This window comes from Bradyrhizobium sp. USDA 4451 (genome assembly GCF_054822585.1).
The window spans coordinates 6,110,127-6,126,623 of sequence record NZ_JBTRCH010000001.1 but is presented as its reverse complement, the minus strand read 5'-3'; the positions used below and the strand labels follow the sequence as shown (position 1 = coordinate 6,126,623).

Here is a 16,497-nt window from a genome sequence, read left to right as displayed (position 1 = left end):
TCAGCGGAACATGCTGCGCAGGTTCTGCGCGATCTCCAGCAGCGCCGGATTGTGCTTCACAGCGCGCTTGGCGCGGCTGATCGCCGACAGCATGCCGGCCGCCGGCTTGCCGCGCAGGCTGAGCGGAATGAAGCTGTCGACGATTGCTTCGTCGTCCTTGCAGAACAGCCGCTTGTACTCATCCGAGCCGATGCCGAGATCGAGGGCGCGGTAATCCTGCCCGGCATGGCGATCGATGATGTCGCGCATCAGGATCAGCCCGGGGCTGAACTTGGCATTGGCCGACATCGTGTAGGTGTTGAACATCATCGAGAAGCGATGGCCGTCGGAGACGCCGGCGAAGATCGCGATCACTTCCTCGTCGCACTCCAGCGCGTGGATGTCGATCGCATAGCCGTTGCCGTCGGCGCGTGGCGCGAGGCAGGCGGCGCGGATGAACTGCTCGACGCCGGGTTCGGCGAACACGTCGGGCAGCTTCTGCTCGGCCATGCGCTGCGGCTTGACGCGGAAGAACCAGTCGAGCAGCCGGCAGACGTCCGCGCTCGTGCTCGCGACATGATAGCGGTAGCCGGGCAGCGGCTGCAGCTTGCGCTCCTTGCCCTTGAGGCGGCGGCGGAACGAGTTGCTGATCAGCGTCGCGGGCGCGGCGCCGGGCTCGATCACCAGCAGCGGGCAGTCGTTGACGGAAGCCTGGTGCGGCAGCAACGCCAGCGGATTGGGCTGGTCCTGCCAGCGCAGCGGCTGCTGGCACAGCACCAGCGCATCGACGCGGGAGCGTTCGGCGATCGAGCCGATCAGGGCGGTGATGTCGGCCTCGGTCGCGTTGGCGGCGAAGTCCTTGTCGCACAGCGCCATGTTGAAGGTCGCGTGCTTGCCGCCCATGAAGCTCGCGCAGTTCGCGCCCAGGCGAGATTCGACGGCGAGCGGCAACAGCAGCAGCGGCCGGCGCTCGGCGTCATGGGCAACGACGATGAAGGGCCGCAAGCCCTCGCGCTCGCCGACCTGGCGCTGCCAGTTGGCGAGGAAATCGAAGCGCTGATAGGGCGTGTAGCTGTGCTGTGGGGTCTCGAGACTGCGCCAGGTCGCTTCGGCGGCCGCGAGGTCATGAAAAATGTCGACGCCGGCCACGCGGATTGCGTTCGGCCATGTTCGCGTGCCCGCCGTCTGGCCTTCAACTGCCGCCGCCATGATCATCTCGGAGCCCAAATTTTTTAAGGTATTAATTTACAGGTCTCGGCTGGCGCGACCTTCGCAGGGAAATGTCAACAAAGAGTAATAAGAATGCGTCGATGGGGGCTTGGCGGTTGGCGGGAACCGCCGGGCAAAGGGCTGGGACAGGCGGGAGATTTTGGCGCCAAATAACGGGATCTTGCGGCGGGCCAGGATGGAGCTCGCTTATTTCAGCGGCACCTTCAGGCTGCGGGAGCGCGAAGCCGGCGGCGCCGGGGCGATCCTGCGTTTCGCGCGCGTCCGGCCCGCGCGCCGGGGACGGTTTCAGCCGCTCAAGTCGCAAGAGATCACGCCGGGATTCCTCGATCGCACGATCCGCGCGCTGAAGCGCTGGCGCTACGACATCGTCGGGATCGACGAGGTCTGCCGCCGCGCGGGGACCATGCCGGAGCGCCGCCGGTTTGTTTGCCTGACCTTCGACGGTGCCAGCAAGGACATCGTCACCCATGCCTATCCGGTGCTCGCCAGGCACGGCGTGCCCTTCACGCTCTATCTGCCGACGGCGTTCCCGGACGGCGTCGGCGTGGCGTGGTGGCTGGCGCTGGAGGACATCATCGCGCGCGAGCGCCGCATCAGCCTGGTGATCGACGGCAGGGAACGCCACTTCGCGATCTCCAGCCTGTCGGACAAATACGAGTTGTTCGATTTCCTGTCCGGCTGGCTGCGCCGGCTGCCGCCGTCGGATCTCGCCTATGCGGTGAACGATCTCGGCCGGCGCTATGCGGCCGACGCGGTGCAATTGTCACGCGACGCCTCGCTCGACTGGGCGGACCTGGCGAAGCTCGCGGCCGATCCGAACGTGACGTTCGGCAGCGCCACGGTGAACTATCCGGCGCTGTCGAGCGTGAAGGATGCCGCCGCGCAGCGCGAGATGGCGATGGGCAAGGCGGTGGCCGAGAGCGCGCTTCGCCGGCCGGTCAGGCATTTCGCCTATCCCTTCGGGGACCGCGACGCCTTCGCCCGTCCGGATGTGGTGATGGCCGAGGAGACCGGCTTTGCCAGCGCGGTGTCGACCATCTCGGGGGTGGTCGAGGCACAGGGCCGGACCAATCTCCATGCGCTGCCACGGATCGCGTGGGATGGCCGGGTGCGTTCGCTACGGATCATGCGGGTGCTGCTCTCGGGCGTGATGTTCGCGCCGGTGCGGCCGACGCGGAGCGCGCGCGGCCAACACGTGATTTAGGCGCGATCAGGCCGCGACATCCAGGACACGATCGGCATCGCCGGCAGCACCCAGCCGAGGCCTGCAACGACGTAGAAGATCGCCTGCAACAGGCCGGAACTGGCGAGCCACGGCGTCTGGGCCACGGTCATGCCGAGCAGCGACCACACCACCACCAGGATGAGCAGGAAGATGGTTCCGAGCAATTTGCGGGTGCGTATGGCCATGGCGGATATCTGTAACTCGTGATCCCAAGCGTTTCGGCAGCGCTTGCGCGGCCGGCGCGGCGGACTATAAGGGGCGCGAAAATCCAATCAAGTCAGGGCGAAATGGCCGGTATTTCCGCAAAGACATCGCAGCTCCGCGCCGTCCGCGTATGGCTGCTCGCAGTCGCCGGCCTGATCGCGCTGATGGTGCTGGTCGGCGGCGCCACGCGGCTCACCGAGTCCGGCCTGTCGATCGTCGAATGGAAGCCGGTGACCGGCGCGCTGCCGCCGCTGACCGAGACGCAGTGGAACCAGGCCTTCGAGGGCTACCGGAAGATTCCGCAATATCGCGAGCTCAACGCCGGGATGACGCTCGCGGAGTTCAAGACGATCTTCTGGTGGGAGTGGAGCCATCGGTTGCTCGGCCGGGTGATCGGCGCGGCCTATCTGCTGCCGTTCCTGTATTTCCTGTGGCGCGGCGCGGTGAGTGGCGAGCTCGGCCGGCGGCTCTGGGTGATCTTCGGCCTCGGTGCGCTGCAAGGCGGCGTCGGCTGGTGGATGGTGGCATCCGGCCTCTCGGAGCGTGTCGAGGTGTCGCAGTATCGGCTGGCGACGCATCTGGTGCTGGCGCTGCTGATCTTCGCGGCGATCGTCTGGACGTTGCGACGCCTGACTGACCGCCCGTCCGTGATTGCGCCCGTCAGGCTGAAGATCACGAGCGCGGTGCTGCTCGTGCTGACCTTCGTGCAGCTCTATTTCGGCGCGTTGGTCGCGGGGCTACGCGCGGGCAGGGTCTACAACACCTGGCCCGACATCGACGGCGGTTTGATCCCGTCGGCCGATCGTCTCTGGTTCGAGACGCCGTGGTGGCGCAATTTATTCGACAACACGCTGACGGTGCAGTTCGAGCACCGCATGACCGCGTATCTGTTGTTCGCGCTGGCGATCGCGCATGCGATCGATGCCGTGCGTGCGCGCGCCGGCGCTGCGGTGATTGCGGGCGCGTGGTGGCTGGTTGCGGCGATCACGCTGCAGGCCACCCTCGGCATCCTGACGCTGCTGCATCAGGTGCCGATCGATCTGGCGCTGACGCACCAGGCCGTCGCGATCGTGGTGCTGACGCTCGCGGTGTTGCAAACCGAGCGCTTCGCGGCGCGCCGCACCGAACGGGACCAGCCGACCCTGGTTCCGGTCGGCCAGTCGCTTTGATCCTGATCAATCAGGACAGGTAATCGAGGCCGATATCGAGCGCGGCCGAGCTGTGGGTCACCGAGCCGACCGAGATCAAATCGACGCCGGTGGCGGCAATGGCTGCGGCGGTCGCCGCGGTGATGCGGCCGGAGGCCTCGGTGATCGCCTTGCCGCGCGCCATCGCCACCGCCTGGCCGAGCTGCTCGGTCGTCATGTTGTCGAGCAGCACCACATCGACGCCGAGCGCCAGCGCCTCTTCGAGCTGCGACAGCGTGTCGACCTCGACCTCGATCTTGACGAGATGGCCGGCGTTGGCCTTGGCGCGTTCGATCGCGGTGCGGATGCCGCCGGCGAGCGCGACGTGGTTGTCCTTGATCAGCACGGCGTCATCGAGCCCGAAGCGGTGATTGCTGCCGCCGCCGGCGCGCACCGCATATTTCTCCAGCGTCCGCAGTCCCGGCGTGGTCTTGCGGGTGCAGACGATCTGCGCGCGGGTGCCTGCGACGGCCTTGACCAGCGTGGCAGTGGCGGTGGCGACGCCGCTGAGATGGCAAAGGAAGTTGAGCGCAGTCCGTTCCGCGGTGAGCAGGCTGCGGGCTGGGCCATCGATGATCGCGATGACCTGGTCGGGCTCGACCGCGCTGCCGTCGGGCCGCTCGGCGCGCAGCGTGACGGCTGGCGACACCGTCTGGAAGGCCGTCCGCGCGACATCGAGGCCGGCGATCACGCCGGGCTGCCGTGCCCGCATCACCAGCCGGGCGTGCTGGCTGGCCGGTACGATGGCGTCTGCGGTGATATCGCCGGCGCGGCCGAGGTCTTCGCGCAGCGCGGTCTGCACGATCGGTTCATAGAGCAGCGGCAACAGGGGATTGAGGGTCATGACAGGGCGCTCCTGGCTGATAGCTTGGATTCAACGATGTCGCGTGCGGCGGCGAGTGCCTCGGTGCGGGTGAGCGACGACGGCGATGCCGACACCGCGGTGTGCGGGAAATCGGTGCGGAAATGGCCGCCGCGGCTTTCCTCACGCCGGATCGCGGCAACGGCCATCATCAATCCGACCAATGCTGCGTCGGATGCCGCGCTCTGGCTGCGTGCGAGCGGAGTGAGGCTCCGGATCGCGCGCGCGATGCCGTCGCGATCGCGCAGCACGCCGAGCCCTTGAGTGAGGATCGGTCGTACCGCCGAAGGATCGGACGCCGGGGGCAGCGTGTCGTCACGCAGCATCGCGCGCGGGCCTGCGCTCACGCCTTCGATGCTCTCGGCGACCCAGCGCGCGCAGACGATCGCCTCCATCAGCGAGTTGCTGGCGAGCCGGTTGGCGCCGTGCAGGCCGGTGCGTGCGGCTTCGCCGCAAGCCCACAGGCCCTGCACCGTGCTGCGGCCAAAGCCGTCAACCGCGATGCCGCCCATATGGTAGTGGACCGCCGGCCGGATCGGAATCGGATCATGGGCGGGATCGATACCGGCCATCTTGCAGAACGCGCTGATCACGGGATAGCGCTCGGCGAAATCCGCACCCGGATGCTGGCGCGCATCGAGGAAGGTGCGATGCCCCGCGGCACGATGGCGCCACACGGCGCGCGCGACGATGTCGCGTGGCGCGAGCTCGGCGCCGGGCTGACCGGCCATGAAGCGCTGCCCGGTCTCGTCGATGAGCACAGCGCCGTCGCCGCGGATCGCCTCGGTCAATAGCGGCATCGGCCGTGACGGACCGTCGAACGCGGTCGGATGAAACTGGACGAATTCGATATCCGACAGCCTTGCGCCGGCATGCGCCGCGAGCGCGAGGCCCTGGCCGGAGCATCCGGCGGGGTTGGTGCTGTCGGAAAACAGCCCGCCGATGCCGCCGGTTGCGATCACGACGCGGTTGGTTGCGATCGTCAGGGGTCCGCGGTCGCTGGCTGCGAGCACGCCACGGACCGCATTGTCCTCGACCAGCAGCCGGCGCGCCTCGACGCCTTCCAGCAGCGTGATCGACGGCGTCCGGCGGACCGCCGCGATCAGCGCGCGCATGATCTCCCGGCCGGTGCCGTCGCCGGTGGCGTGCACGATGCGATTGCAGCGATGCGCAGCCTCGAGCCCGAGGCGCCAGCTGCCGTCGGCGCGGCGGTCGAAGGCGACGCCGAGCTCGGCCAGATGCTCCACCGCGGCGGGCGCGGCATGAACGATGCGGCTCGCCGCCGCCGCGTCGCACAGGCCGGCACCGGCCGCGAGCGTATCGGCGAGATGCAGCGCAGGGCTGTCATTCGCGCCGACCGGAGCGGCGAGGCCGCCCTGCGCCCACATGCTGGAGGCCTCGGCGCCGAGCGGAGACTTCGAGAGCAGCACGACCGGCTCGGGCGCGAGTTGCAGCGCGGTCATCAGTCCTGCGGCACCGCCGCCGATGACGACCGGGCGGCCATTGAGATCGGAGAAATCGTTGCTCATATCGTCAGCATCCTTTCGACACTCCTGCGCGCGCGATCGGCGATCTCCGGATCGATCGTGACCTCGTGCTGGTTGGTTTCCAGCGCGTGGCGGATGTTCTTCAAGGTGATCCGCTTCATGTGCGGACAGAGATTGCAGGGGCGGACGAAGTCGACATCCGGATTGCGCGCCGCGATGTTGTCGCTCATCGAGCATTCCGTCAGCAGCACGACGCGCGGCGGACGCCTGGTCTCGACGAACGACTGCATCGCCGCCGTCGAGCCCGCAAAGTCCGCTTCCGCGACCACCTCCGGCGGGCATTCCGGATGCGCGAGGACGGTGACATCAGGATAATTTTCGCGCAGCTGGCGGACGTCGTCGGCAGTGAACAGCTCGTGCACCTCGCAATGGCCCTTCCAGGCGATGATCTTCTTGCTGGTCTGCTTGGCGATGTTCTGCGCCAGATATTCATCGGGCAGCATGATGACGCGTGCGGCGTCGAGCGACTCGACGACCTTGAGCGCATTGCCTGACGTGCAGCAGATGTCGGATTCCGCCTTCACCGCGGTCGACGTGTTGACGTAGGCGACCACGGGCGCATCCGGGTAGCGCGCGCGCATCAGCCGCACGTCCTCGGCTGTGATGGAATCCGCCAGCGAGCAGCCGGCCGCAAGATCGGGGATCAGCACGGTCTTGGCCGGATTGAGCAGCTTCGCCGTCTCGGCCATGAAATGCACGCCGGCGAGCACGATCACGTCGGCGTCGACCTTGGTCGCTTCGCGCGCCAGCAACAGACTGTCGCCGACGATATCGGCGACGCCGTGGAAGATTTCCGGCGTCTGGTAATTGTGCGCCAGCACCACCGCGTTGCGGCGGCGCTTCAGCGCGAGGATCGCATCGACGTCCTCGGCGAAGGTGGCCCATTCGAATGGCGGGATGACGCGTTTGACACGCTCATAGAGCGGCGCGGTGCGGGTGAGCAGATCGGTATCGGGTGCAACCATTTATACTCTCCGTGAGCATAAGATGGCTTATACTTATCCTGAGCATAAAGCGTGTCAAGTGCGTGAAAGCGGAAGCTTGGTCCCGGCGACGGCCCGTTCGGCCAATACGGCATGGCGGAAGCGGAACAGCTTGGCCGGCCGTCCGACGGTATCGGCAGCCATTGCGCCTGTCTCTTCAACGAGTTCCTGCTGTTCGATGAGCCGGCGGAAGTTCTGCTTGTGGACCAGACGGCCTGCGAGCGCCTCAACACTGCGTTGCAGTTGCAGCAGGGTGAACTCGGCCGGCATCAATTCGAATACCACCGGGCGGTATTTGATCTTGGCGCGCAGCCGCGCGATCCCGGTCGCGAGGATGCGGCGATGATCCGCCGTCATCGGCTTGCCGGGCACCACGGTCGCGTCGCGCGCGCGCGTGCGGTCGGCTTCGGGGATCAGCGACGCTTCGTAGAGCAGCTCATAGCGCTGCAACACCAGCTCTTCGTTCCAGTCGCGATCGTCGAGACCGAACGTGATGGCGCAGCGCTGCCAGCGCTCCCGCTGCAATGTCGGCGTCGCCGCGGCTTTCGCCCATGCCTTCAGCTTCGGCGCGATAATCTTGGCCAGGCACGAAGGCGGGCCGGCGCGATGATCCTCCCAGGGGAAGTAGTCGTACCAGCCCGACCAATGCGCCTCGAAGCCTTCGCCGACCCGGTCCTCGCGGGTCAGGCCGAGATAGCTGATCGAGACGCTGTGCGGCCCCTTGGCGTCGCCGGAGCGGCCGCGATCGGCAAAGGTATAGAGCTGCTCGACATAGCCGAGCGGATGGCCGGTCTGCGCCTCGACCCAGGCTCGCAGCGCAGTCTGCAACGAGCGGTGGGTGAACTCGAACGGGCCGCTGGGCAGCGCGGCACCGCCGGCGATGGTCATGATCCTGGGCGTGCCGTCGGTGACGGCGACGAGCACGGCGACGAGGTCGGCGGTGACGGCGTTTCCCGAAGCCGGCGCACTGGATTTCTGCGGCGATCTGGCCACGCGATCGTCCTGCGCTAGCAGTAGCCGTAGACGCCGCAGGCGTAGGGCAGGCGGTCCCAATAGGTCACGTAGGCGCCGCCGTAATAGGGGCCGTAATAGTTGTAGGAGTGCCAGTTGCCGTAATAGCCCGGCAGTGACGACGACCCAGGCAGCAGCGGTTCACCCCGCATGTACGGGATGTACGGCTCTGAGTTGAGCGGGATCACCTTGGGCTCGACGACCACGAGCTGGCGTCCGCGCCGCACATAGGCCGGCCCTGTGATGGTGGTGCGGTAGGCGTAGTGCCGACGCGGCAGGCCGGCCGGCAATTGGCGCGCGGCCTTGACGGTTGGGCTCTTGGCGACGACCGGGCCGTCGGCGGCGTCAGCAGGCGATATCGCAGACAGCGCGATCGCGAGCGGCAATATCCAGCGCAGCATCCATGGTCTCCCGAATCATCCGGAGCCTATCACTGCCACTTTATGCCGGATTGAACGTTAACGAGAGACCTGTCGGGATTAAGCGTTAACGGGAAACCTGTCGTTTGGCCGGAATTGCCGGAGCGATGCGGCGCACCGCTCCGGCATTTCTGCTGGATCTAGACGCGCAGGGCCTGGTCGAGGTCGGCGATCAGGTCTTCCTTGTCCTCGATACCGATCGAGAGCCGCACCACCTCGGGTGCCGCGCCGGATTTCACCTTGGCGGCGTCGTCGAGCTGGCTGTGGGTGGTGGAGGCCGGGTGGATCACCAGCGAGCGGGTGTCGCCGACATTGGCGAGGTGCGAGAACAGTTTCAGGTTCGACACCAGGTTGACGCCGGCGTCGTAGCCGCCCTTGAGGCTGAAGGTGAACACCGCGCCGGCGCCCTTCGGCGCATATTTGCGCTGCAGCGCATTGTATTTGTCGCCGGGCAGGCCGGCATAATTCACCGCCGAGACGGCCGGGTGGGTGGAGAGGAATTCCGCCACCGCCTTGGCGTTGTCGCAGTGCTTCTGCATGCGCAGCGGCAATGTCTCGATGCCGGTCAGGATCATGAAAGCGTTGAACGGTGACAGCGCCGGGCCGAGGTCGCGCAGGCCGAGCACGCGGCAGGCGATCGCGAAAGCGAAATTGCCGAACGTCTCCTGGATCCGGATGCCGTGATATTCCGGGCGCGGCTCGCTCAGCATCGGGTACTTGTTGTCCTTCGACCAGTCGAAGGTACCGGCGTCGACGATGATGCCGCCGAGCGAGTTGCCGTGGCCGCCGAGGAACTTGGTCAGGGAGTGCACGACGATGTCGGCGCCGTGGTCGATCGGCTTGATCAGATAGGGCGAGGCCAGCGTGTTGTCGACGATCAGCGGCACGCCGGCCTTGCGCGCGACGGCGGCGATCGCCTCGATGTCGGTGATGCTGCCGGCAGGGTTGGCGATCGACTCGATGAAGATCGCCTTGGTGTGCGGCGTCACCGCACGCTCGAAGCTTTCGATCTCGTCCGGATCGGCCCAGGCCACGTTCCAGCCGAACGCCTTGAAGGCGTGGGTGAACTGATTGATCGAGCCGCCATAGAGCTTGCGCGCGGCGATGATCTCGTCGCCGGGCTTCAGCAGCTGTTGCAGCACGACGACCTGCGCGGCGTGACCGGAGGCGACGGCGAGCGCCGCGGTGCCGCCTTCGAGCGCTGCGACGCGTTCCTCGAGCACGGCGTTGGTCGGATTGCCGATGCGGGTATAGATGTTGCCGAAGGCCTGCAGGCCGAACAGCGAGGCGGCGTGATCGGCATCGTTGAACACGAATGACGTGGTCTGGTAGATCGGCGTCGCCCGCGCGCCGGTGGTGGGATCAGGCTGTGCGCCGGCGTGCACGGCGAGGGTGGAAAATCCCGGAAGGCGATCGGTCATTCTTGGTGTCCTGTTGTGGCCTGGTCGAAAATGCGCGGCATGCTGATGGCGGCGGCCGCCGCCGTCAAGCGCGTTCGGGACGCCGCCATTTGCTGAAGAGGCATCCCACGCCATACCGGCCGAGCGGAACGATTATTCCGCCGCGATGTCAGGTGGTCTCGGTCTTGTTTTTTGCCGCGCGGTCGGATGCCGCAGTCTGGCCGCCGCCGAAGCTCGTGCGGTTGAGCGACAGCCGCATGCCCTGCGTCGGGATCGGTGCACGCTTGGAACTCAGCGTGCGCGAGTTGACGCCCATCCAGGAGATTTCAGACGACAGACGGCCATACTCGATCTTCGGACAGCGATTCATCACCACCTTGAGACCGGCGGCTTCCGCCTTCTCGGCCGCGGCATCGTCGCGCGCGCCGAGCTGCATCCAGATCACCTTCGGCGGCGGCGACAATTTCAGCGCCTCGTCGACGACGGGCATGATGTGGCTTGAATTGCGGAAGATGTCGATCATGTCGATCGGGCGGTCGATATCCGCAAGCGAAGCGACGAACGGCTTGCCCATCAGCGTCTTGCCGACATGGCCGGGGTTGACCGGGATCATGTCGTAGCCGCGCTGCGCCAGATATTTGAAGGCGAAATAGCTCGGCCGCACATTGACCGGCGAGGCGCCGACCATCGCGATCGATTTGACGCCGTTCAGGATGCTGCGGATGTAGTTGTCGTCGTAGGCGTCGTGATTCATTTTTCTTCCGCTTTGTCATTCCGGGATGGTGCGTTAGCACCAGACCTCAGATGCGCAATCGCGCATCGGGGAATCTCGAGATTCCGGGTTCGATGCTTCGCATCGCCCCGGAATGACGACCTGCGGTCGTCACTTGTCCTGCCACTTCGGATCGCGCTTCTCGATGAAGGCGCCGATGCCTTCCTCGGCGTCGCGTGCCATCATGTTCTCGGTCATCACCTCGGCGGCGAAGCGATAGGCGTCCGCGAGGTTCATCTCGGCCTGGCGATAGAACGCCTCCTTGCCGAGCTTGACGGTATAGGCCGATTTCAGCGCGACCTTCTCGGCCAGCGCGATCGCGGCGTCGCGCTCGGCGCCTGCCGGCACCACGCGGTTGACGAGGCCGATGCTCTGCGCCGTTGCCGCGGAGACCGGCTCACCGGTCAGCAGCATCTCCATCGCCTGCTTGCGCGGCACGTTGCGCGACAGCGCGACCATCGGCGTCGAGCAGAACAGCCCGATGTCGACGCCCGGTGTCGCGAACGCCGCCGCCTCAGAGGCGACCGCGAGGTCGCAGCTTGCGACGAGCTGGCAGCCGGCCGCGGTCGCGATGCCCTGGACCGATGCCACCACCGGCTTCGGCAAATGCACGATCGCCTGCATCATCGCGCTGCACGCGTTCATGATCTCAGCGAAATAGGCGCGGCCACGGTCGGCATCGGTGCGCCGCGCGGTGAGCTCCTTGAGGTCGTGGCCGGCGCAGAAGGCGGGTCCGTTGGCGGCGAGCACGACGGCGCGGATGCTCTTGTCACCGCCGATCTCGTTCAGCGCAGCGTGGAGTTCGCCGATCAATCCTTCGGACAGGCTGTTGCGCGCCGCCGGCCGATTGAGCGTCAGTAGCGCGATACTGCCGACGGTCTCGCGCAGCAGGATCGTCTGGTGTTGCGGCGCTTCCGCGCGGGCGGCTTGGGCGGACATGGTGAAATTCCACGTTGGTCTGTATGACAACTTAATGTAACAGGCAGGCAGACGCGAGGGCAGGGACCGCATGGCGATTGCGAAAATGAGCGTGGCTGAACTTGAGGAGTTCCTGCGCAAGGAATTTCCGCAGGCGTTCACGTACGACGACATCCGGATCGAAAGCGCCGACGGCGAGACGGCGCTGCTGCGCCAGGCTTTCAGCGAGCGCATGCTGCGGCCGGGCGGCACGGTGTCGGGGCCGACCCTGATGGGGTTGGCGGATTTCGCGATGTATGTGGTGCTGCTGTCGGCGATCGGGCCGGTCGGCCTGGCCGTCACCACTAACCTCAACATCAACTTCCTGCGCAAGGGCCAGCCGGGGCAGGACGTGCTCGCGGTCGCCAAGCTGCTCAAGCTCGGCAAGCGGCTTGCGGTCGGCGAGGTGAACCTGTTGTCCGGCACCTCGCCGGATCCGATCGCCCATGTCACGGCGACCTATTCTATTCCAAATCAATAGTCTTTCTTGCGGTATTATTGCACCATATTTACAAAGCATTGTTTTTGCTGATCTAATTCCAGCGCGCCGACGTTGACGCGCGCCCGCGGCTTCTCTAGAAACCCACCCAGTTCGGCGCATACGGCGCCGATTTCTTTTTCACGGATTTCACACATGAGCACGTTCTCGGCCAAGCCCGCCGAAGTGACGAAGAAGTGGGTCGTGATCGACGCCAAGGGTCTGGTCGTCGGTCGTCTGGCCACGCTCGTCGCGATGCGCCTGCGCGGCAAACACCTGCCCACCTACACCCCGCATGTCGATTGCGGCGACAACGTCATCATCGTCAACGCCGCGCATGTGGTGCTGACCGGCCGCAAGCGCGACCAGAAGACCTACTACAAGCACACCGGCTTCATCGGCGGCATCAAGGAGCGCACTGCGAAGCAGATCCTCGAGGGTCGCTTCCCCGAGCGCGTCGTCGAGAAGGCGATCGAGCGCATGATCCCGCGCGGTCCGCTCGGCCGCATGCAGATGGGCAATCTGCGCGTCTATCCGGGTGCCGAGCATCCGCATGAGGCCCAGAGCCCCGAGAAGGTCGATATCGCTTCCCTGAACCGCAAGAACACGAGGGCCGCATAATGTCCGACACGTTGCAGTCCCTCGACCAGCTCTCGCAGGTCAAGCCGGCCGCGCCCGACGCGCCGAAGTACGTCAAGAAGGTCGACAAGTTCAACCGCGCCTACGCCACCGGCAAGCGCAAGGACGCGGTTGCGCGCGTGTGGGTCAAGCCCGGCTCCGGCAAGATCTCGGTCAACACCCGCGAGTTCGAAGTCTACTTCGCCCGTCCGGTGCTGCGCATGATGATCCAGCAGCCGCTGGTCGCTGCCGCCCGCAACGGCCAGTACGACGTGATCTGCACCGTCGCCGGCGGCGGTCTGTCCGGCCAGGCCGGCGCGGTCCGCCACGGCATCTCGAAGGCGCTGACCAATTTCGAGCCCGAGCTGCGCAGCGTCCTCAAGAAGGGCGGCTTCCTGACCCGCGACTCGCGTTCGGTCGAGCGCAAGAAGTACGGCAAGGCGAAGGCCCGCAAGTCCTTCCAGTTCTCGAAGCGCTAATTCGAGCTGTAAAATTCGCGGCAATTGCCGCGAGCATCGAGTTGCAGAGGGCGCCGCAAGGCGCCCTTTTTGCTGCGTCCAATGCCGCGCGCTTCGCGGTGAATTAGCGCAGTTTTTCATGAAAACTTGCGTGTGCGTGCAAACGAAATCGGAACTCGGGCCTTCTAGCGTGCGATCTCGCACCGGCGCTGCATCACCGTATTAATTGCGCCTGCGAACGTTGCATCACACCGGGCTGGGGTGAGTTTATGTCGTTCGATCCATCGACGCTCTATTTGTTCGCCACCATGGTCGCGGGCATGCTCGGCGCCATGCTTTGGCTGTTCGGCAGGCAGGAGAACATTCCCGCGCTGAAATGGTGGGGCACCGCCTATCTGCTCGGCGCGGCCTCGGTCGCGTTGTGGACGGTCGGCAGCGCGATGCTCGATCCGATGGTGCTGCTGGGCCTCAATGCGATCGGCTTCGCCGCCTGCGGCATGGTCTGGAACGCCGCGCGGATCTTCCACGGCCGCAAGGCCAATCTGCCGGGCCTGCTGCTCGGCCCGATCGCGTGGATCGGTGCGGTGACGACGGTGCAGGATCCGGCGATGCGCCTGACCATCGGCGCTGCGATCGTCGCGATCTACGCGGCGCTGACCGCGTCCGAACTGTGGAGCGAGCGCCGCCGTGCGATGCAGCGGCGCTGGATTGCGATCGTGATCCCGGTCGCCCATGGCTGCGTGCTGATGCTGCCGATCCTGGTCGGCGATCTGCTGCGCCTGAACGGCCAGAATGTCATCTCCAGCTTCTGGGTCACGCTGTTCTCGATCGAACTCGTGCTCTATGCGATCGGCACCGTGTTCGTGATCTTCATGATGGTGTCGGACCGCGCGGTGGCCGTGCACAAGACGGCCGCGTCGATCGATCCGTTGAGCGGCATGCTCAATCGCCGCGGCTTCACCGAGGCCTGCATGCGGGTAATCGAGCGCGAGGCCACGGCCGGCCGGCCGGTCACGGTGATGATCTTCGACCTGGATCACTTCAAGTCGATCAACGACCGCTTCGGCCATCCCGCGGGCGACGAGATCCTGAAACTGTTCTCCGCCGTGGTGGTCAACAGCCTGAGGATCAGCGATCTGTCGGGCCGGATCGGCGGCGAGGAATTCGCGGCGCTGTTGCCGTGCTCGCTGGAGGGAGGGCGTCCTGGTCGCCGAGCGGGTGCGCGAAGCCTTCGAGAACAGCAATATCACCTGTGAGGAAGGCGCGGTCGAGACCACGGTCAGCATCGGCGTCGCCGGCGGTCCGGCCGGGACCGAGCTCGAGGTGCTGCTGGCCTCGGCCGACACCGCGCTCTATCAGGCCAAGCGCGGCGGCCGCAACCGCGTCGAGGCGGCGGAGGAGCTGCCGCTGTCGCTGGAGAACTGGCGGCGCAAGACCGCGGGCCTGCCGGCCGCGGCGCGACAGAGGCCCGCAACTGTGCGGACATGAGCGCGGTAACGACTGGTTAACCACTCGCTCCCATGCTTTCGGGCATGGAGTCGATCCGCAGCCGCAATCCGCAATCCGCCCTGATGTCGCTCGAGGCCGACGCGGCTTCGGCCCGCAGCGGATTCGCGTGCCTGTTCGCGGACTCCGATGAATACGAGACCGCGCTGATCGCCGAACGGCGCGCGCAAGGGCGATACGAGGCGCCGAAGAGCCGCTGGCCGATCGTGATGCTGCTCGGCCTGTTGCTGATGGTGGTGGGGACAGTCCTGCTGTTCTCCTGAAGTGCCTTCGTTGTCGCCCTGACGCATTTTCTTGACGCGAACCGGTACCACTTCGCTTGAAAACGCTTTAGCTGTGCGCCGGCGCCTGATCCTCCGCCTTGAAATGATCGATCATCACCTTGGCGATCGCCATCAGCGGCAGCGCCAGCGCCAGACCCCAGACGCCGAACACGACGCCGAGCAGGATCTGGAACGCGAACAGCGTGGCCGGCGGGATGTCGAGCGCCTGGCGCTGGATGATCGGGGTCAGCACGTAGCTTTCCAGCGCATGCACGCCGAGGAACAGGACGAAGGCCGACAGCGCCGCGATCCAGCCGCTCGCCAGGCTCGCCAGCACCACGATCAGCCCGCCGAGGATGGCGCCGACGGTCGGGATGAAGGCGAGCAGCCCGGCCTGGATGCCCAGGATGAACGAGCTCGGAATCCCGATGATGGCAAGCCCGATCCAGGTGACCAGGAACACCGCGGCCATGGTGATGATCTGGGCGATCAGCCAGCGCTCCAGCGTCTCGCCGATGCGGTCGACGATGACGGTCGCCTGCGCGCGGTATTTGGCCGGCGCGATGAACAACAGCCCGGCGCGGTAGATGCCGGGCTGCGCCGCGAAGGCGAGCCCGAGGAACAGCACGATGAAGAAGTTGCCGACCACGCTGACGGTGCCGAGCAGGACTTTCAGCGTCTGACTGATGATGGCGCCGCCGCTGGAGGCCAGCGCGCCGGCGCCGGGGATGCCATGGGACTGGGACGCCGCCGCCGGGCTCGTTGTCGTCGTCGCCACCGCTGTGCCTTCGCCCTTGGCCTCGCCGGCGGCATTGGTGAAATCGAGATAGCTGGTATCGACGCCGTGCTGCTCGAGGAATTCCTTGACGCTGCCGAGCTGCGATTTGATCGTGTTGCTCAGCACGGTGGCCTGCTGGGCGATGGTGGTGCCGCCGAGGAACACGATGCCGGACAACAGGCCTGCCATCGCCAGGCAGACGACCGCAAGCCGCAGCGCGTGCGGGAGCCCGGTCAGCCGGCCGAGCAGGGTGGTCATGGCGTTGAGGCCGACCCCGAGCAGCATGCCCGCGAACAGCAGGAACAGCGTCGCGGCGAACTGCCAGGCGAACAGCAGCAGGGCGGCGAACAGCACGATGCCGATGCCGCCGATGGCGATCGCCCACGCCAGGTCGTTGCGGGCCTGCAGGCGATTGTCAGCCGAGTCAGTCACGGGTGATTCCCCTTTCGCGGACGGTGTCCGGAGCAGTCTTTGGCGAAAATCCCGCCGGGATCAAGCTGGGCCGGCCGTGCCGGTTTGCCGCTGACGCGCCGTGGTGACGGGGACGAACCTGCCGGGCGTCCGGCCGGATTTCGGCCCGCCGGGGCGCCAATCTGTGCAGGGCTGCAAGCCCCCCTGTG

At 66.2% G+C, this 16,497-nt stretch carries 18 protein-coding genes and 1 pseudogene; 7 read left to right on the top strand and 12 right to left on the bottom strand.

Translation table 11 applies throughout. The features are described 5' to 3' along the window. Complete coding sequence (locus ACVMB0_RS28350) at nt 1-1,194, bottom strand: GNAT family N-acetyltransferase (RefSeq protein WP_461348359.1); 1,194 nt, start codon at nt 1,192-1,194, stop codon at nt 1-3. Between the two features lie 190 nt (nt 1,195-1,384). Here ACVMB0_RS28350 and ACVMB0_RS28345 point away from each other — a divergent pair, with 190 nt between their 5' ends. Beyond that, nucleotides 1,385-2,413, top strand: coding sequence for a polysaccharide deacetylase family protein (locus ACVMB0_RS28345; protein ID WP_461348358.1), 1,029 nt, complete (start codon nt 1,385-1,387; stop codon nt 2,411-2,413). On the opposite strand, the gene ACVMB0_RS28340 is transcribed toward ACVMB0_RS28345, so the two are convergent. Then, on the bottom strand, nt 2,410-2,619 hold the full coding sequence (locus ACVMB0_RS28340; protein WP_229183239.1) for a DUF2842 domain-containing protein: 210 nt from the start codon (nt 2,617-2,619) through the stop codon (nt 2,410-2,412). The two genes, ACVMB0_RS28345 and ACVMB0_RS28340, sit on opposite strands and share 4 nt — an antisense overlap. A gap of 102 nt (nt 2,620-2,721) precedes the next feature. Here ACVMB0_RS28340 and ACVMB0_RS28335 point away from each other — a divergent pair, with 102 nt between their 5' ends. Beyond that, the gene (locus ACVMB0_RS28335) at nt 2,722-3,807 is read left to right on the top strand and encodes a COX15/CtaA family protein (protein WP_456754466.1); all 1,086 of its coding nucleotides are present in this window, start codon (nt 2,722-2,724) and stop codon (nt 3,805-3,807) included. 10 nt (nt 3,808-3,817) lie between these two features. Here the strand turns inward: ACVMB0_RS28335 and nadC are convergent, their stop codons facing one another. From nadC to ACVMB0_RS28295, 8 genes are all read right to left on the bottom strand, one after another. Continuing rightward, complete coding sequence (gene nadC, locus ACVMB0_RS28330; protein WP_461348357.1) at nt 3,818-4,669, bottom strand: carboxylating nicotinate-nucleotide diphosphorylase; 852 nt, start codon at nt 4,667-4,669, stop codon at nt 3,818-3,820. Continuing rightward, entirely contained in the window at nt 4,666-6,216 is a 1,551-nt protein-coding gene (locus ACVMB0_RS28325; protein ID WP_461348356.1) for an L-aspartate oxidase, read from the bottom strand. The genes nadC and ACVMB0_RS28325 overlap by 4 nt, the downstream gene beginning before the upstream one ends. Then, nucleotides 6,213-7,199, bottom strand: coding sequence for a quinolinate synthase NadA (gene nadA, locus ACVMB0_RS28320; protein ID WP_461348355.1), 987 nt, complete (start codon nt 7,197-7,199; stop codon nt 6,213-6,215). Before nadA ends, ACVMB0_RS28325 begins: the two co-directional genes overlap by 4 nt. 54 nt (nt 7,200-7,253) lie before the next feature. Next, the gene (locus ACVMB0_RS28315; RefSeq protein WP_461348354.1) at nt 7,254-8,210 is read right to left on the bottom strand and encodes an NUDIX hydrolase; all 957 of its coding nucleotides are present in this window, start codon (nt 8,208-8,210) and stop codon (nt 7,254-7,256) included. Between the two features lie 14 nt (nt 8,211-8,224). Beyond that, nucleotides 8,225-8,629: a hypothetical protein gene (locus ACVMB0_RS28310; RefSeq protein WP_461348353.1), complete on the bottom strand. Its 405-nt coding sequence runs from the start codon at nt 8,627-8,629 to the stop codon at nt 8,225-8,227. A 158-nt stretch (nt 8,630-8,787) separates the two neighbouring features. Beyond that, nucleotides 8,788-10,068, bottom strand: coding sequence for an O-acetylhomoserine aminocarboxypropyltransferase (locus ACVMB0_RS28305; protein WP_461348352.1), 1,281 nt, complete (start codon nt 10,066-10,068; stop codon nt 8,788-8,790). Nucleotides 10,069-10,216: 148 nt separating this feature from the next. Further along, nucleotides 10,217-10,801: a CoA-binding protein gene (locus tag ACVMB0_RS28300; RefSeq protein WP_456754473.1), complete on the bottom strand. Its 585-nt coding sequence runs from the start codon at nt 10,799-10,801 to the stop codon at nt 10,217-10,219. 129 nt (nt 10,802-10,930) lie between these two features. Continuing rightward, nucleotides 10,931-11,758 (bottom strand): enoyl-CoA hydratase, encoded by an 828-nt coding sequence (locus tag ACVMB0_RS28295; protein ID WP_461348351.1) that lies wholly within the window; start codon nt 11,756-11,758, stop codon nt 10,931-10,933. Nucleotides 11,759-11,828: 70 nt separating this feature from the next. Here ACVMB0_RS28295 and ACVMB0_RS28290 point away from each other — a divergent pair, with 70 nt between their 5' ends. Continuing rightward, nucleotides 11,829-12,257, top strand: a complete 429-nt coding sequence (locus ACVMB0_RS28290; RefSeq protein ID WP_461348350.1) for a PaaI family thioesterase — start codon at nt 11,829-11,831, stop codon at nt 12,255-12,257. A 14-nt stretch (nt 12,258-12,271) separates the two neighbouring features. On the opposite strand, the gene ACVMB0_RS28285 is transcribed toward ACVMB0_RS28290, so the two are convergent. Next, a complete protein-coding gene (locus tag ACVMB0_RS28285) occupies nt 12,272-12,412 on the bottom strand; it encodes a hypothetical protein (protein ID WP_461348349.1) in 141 nt (46 codons plus the stop codon). Between ACVMB0_RS28285 and rplM the strand changes: the two genes are divergently transcribed. The 4 genes and pseudogenes from rplM to ACVMB0_RS28265 all read left to right on the top strand — a co-directional run bounded on the left by rplM (nt 12,411) and on the right by ACVMB0_RS28265 (nt 15,099). Continuing rightward, nucleotides 12,411-12,875 carry a 50S ribosomal protein L13 gene (gene rplM, locus ACVMB0_RS28280; RefSeq protein WP_021079117.1) on the top strand — a complete coding sequence of 155 codons (465 nt, stop codon included), beginning with the start codon at nt 12,411-12,413 and terminating at the stop codon, nt 12,873-12,875. The genes ACVMB0_RS28285 and rplM overlap by 2 nt on opposite strands. Further along, nucleotides 12,875-13,351, top strand: coding sequence for a 30S ribosomal protein S9 (rpsI, locus tag ACVMB0_RS28275; protein WP_212013477.1), 477 nt, complete (start codon nt 12,875-12,877; stop codon nt 13,349-13,351). The genes rplM and rpsI overlap by 1 nt, the downstream gene beginning before the upstream one ends. Before the next feature lie 248 nt (nt 13,352-13,599). Continuing rightward, nucleotides 13,600-14,818: pseudogene (locus ACVMB0_RS28270) on the top strand (GGDEF domain-containing protein). Nucleotides 14,819-14,862: 44 nt separating this feature from the next. Further along, on the top strand, nt 14,863-15,099 hold the full coding sequence (locus tag ACVMB0_RS28265) for a hypothetical protein (protein WP_461348348.1): 237 nt from the start codon (nt 14,863-14,865) through the stop codon (nt 15,097-15,099). Between the two features lie 67 nt (nt 15,100-15,166). Here the strand turns inward: ACVMB0_RS28265 and ACVMB0_RS28260 are convergent, their stop codons facing one another. Next, on the bottom strand, nt 15,167-16,309 hold the full coding sequence (locus ACVMB0_RS28260) for an AI-2E family transporter (protein ID WP_461348347.1): 1,143 nt from the start codon (nt 16,307-16,309) through the stop codon (nt 15,167-15,169). Nucleotides 16,310-16,497: the final 188 nt, after the last annotated feature.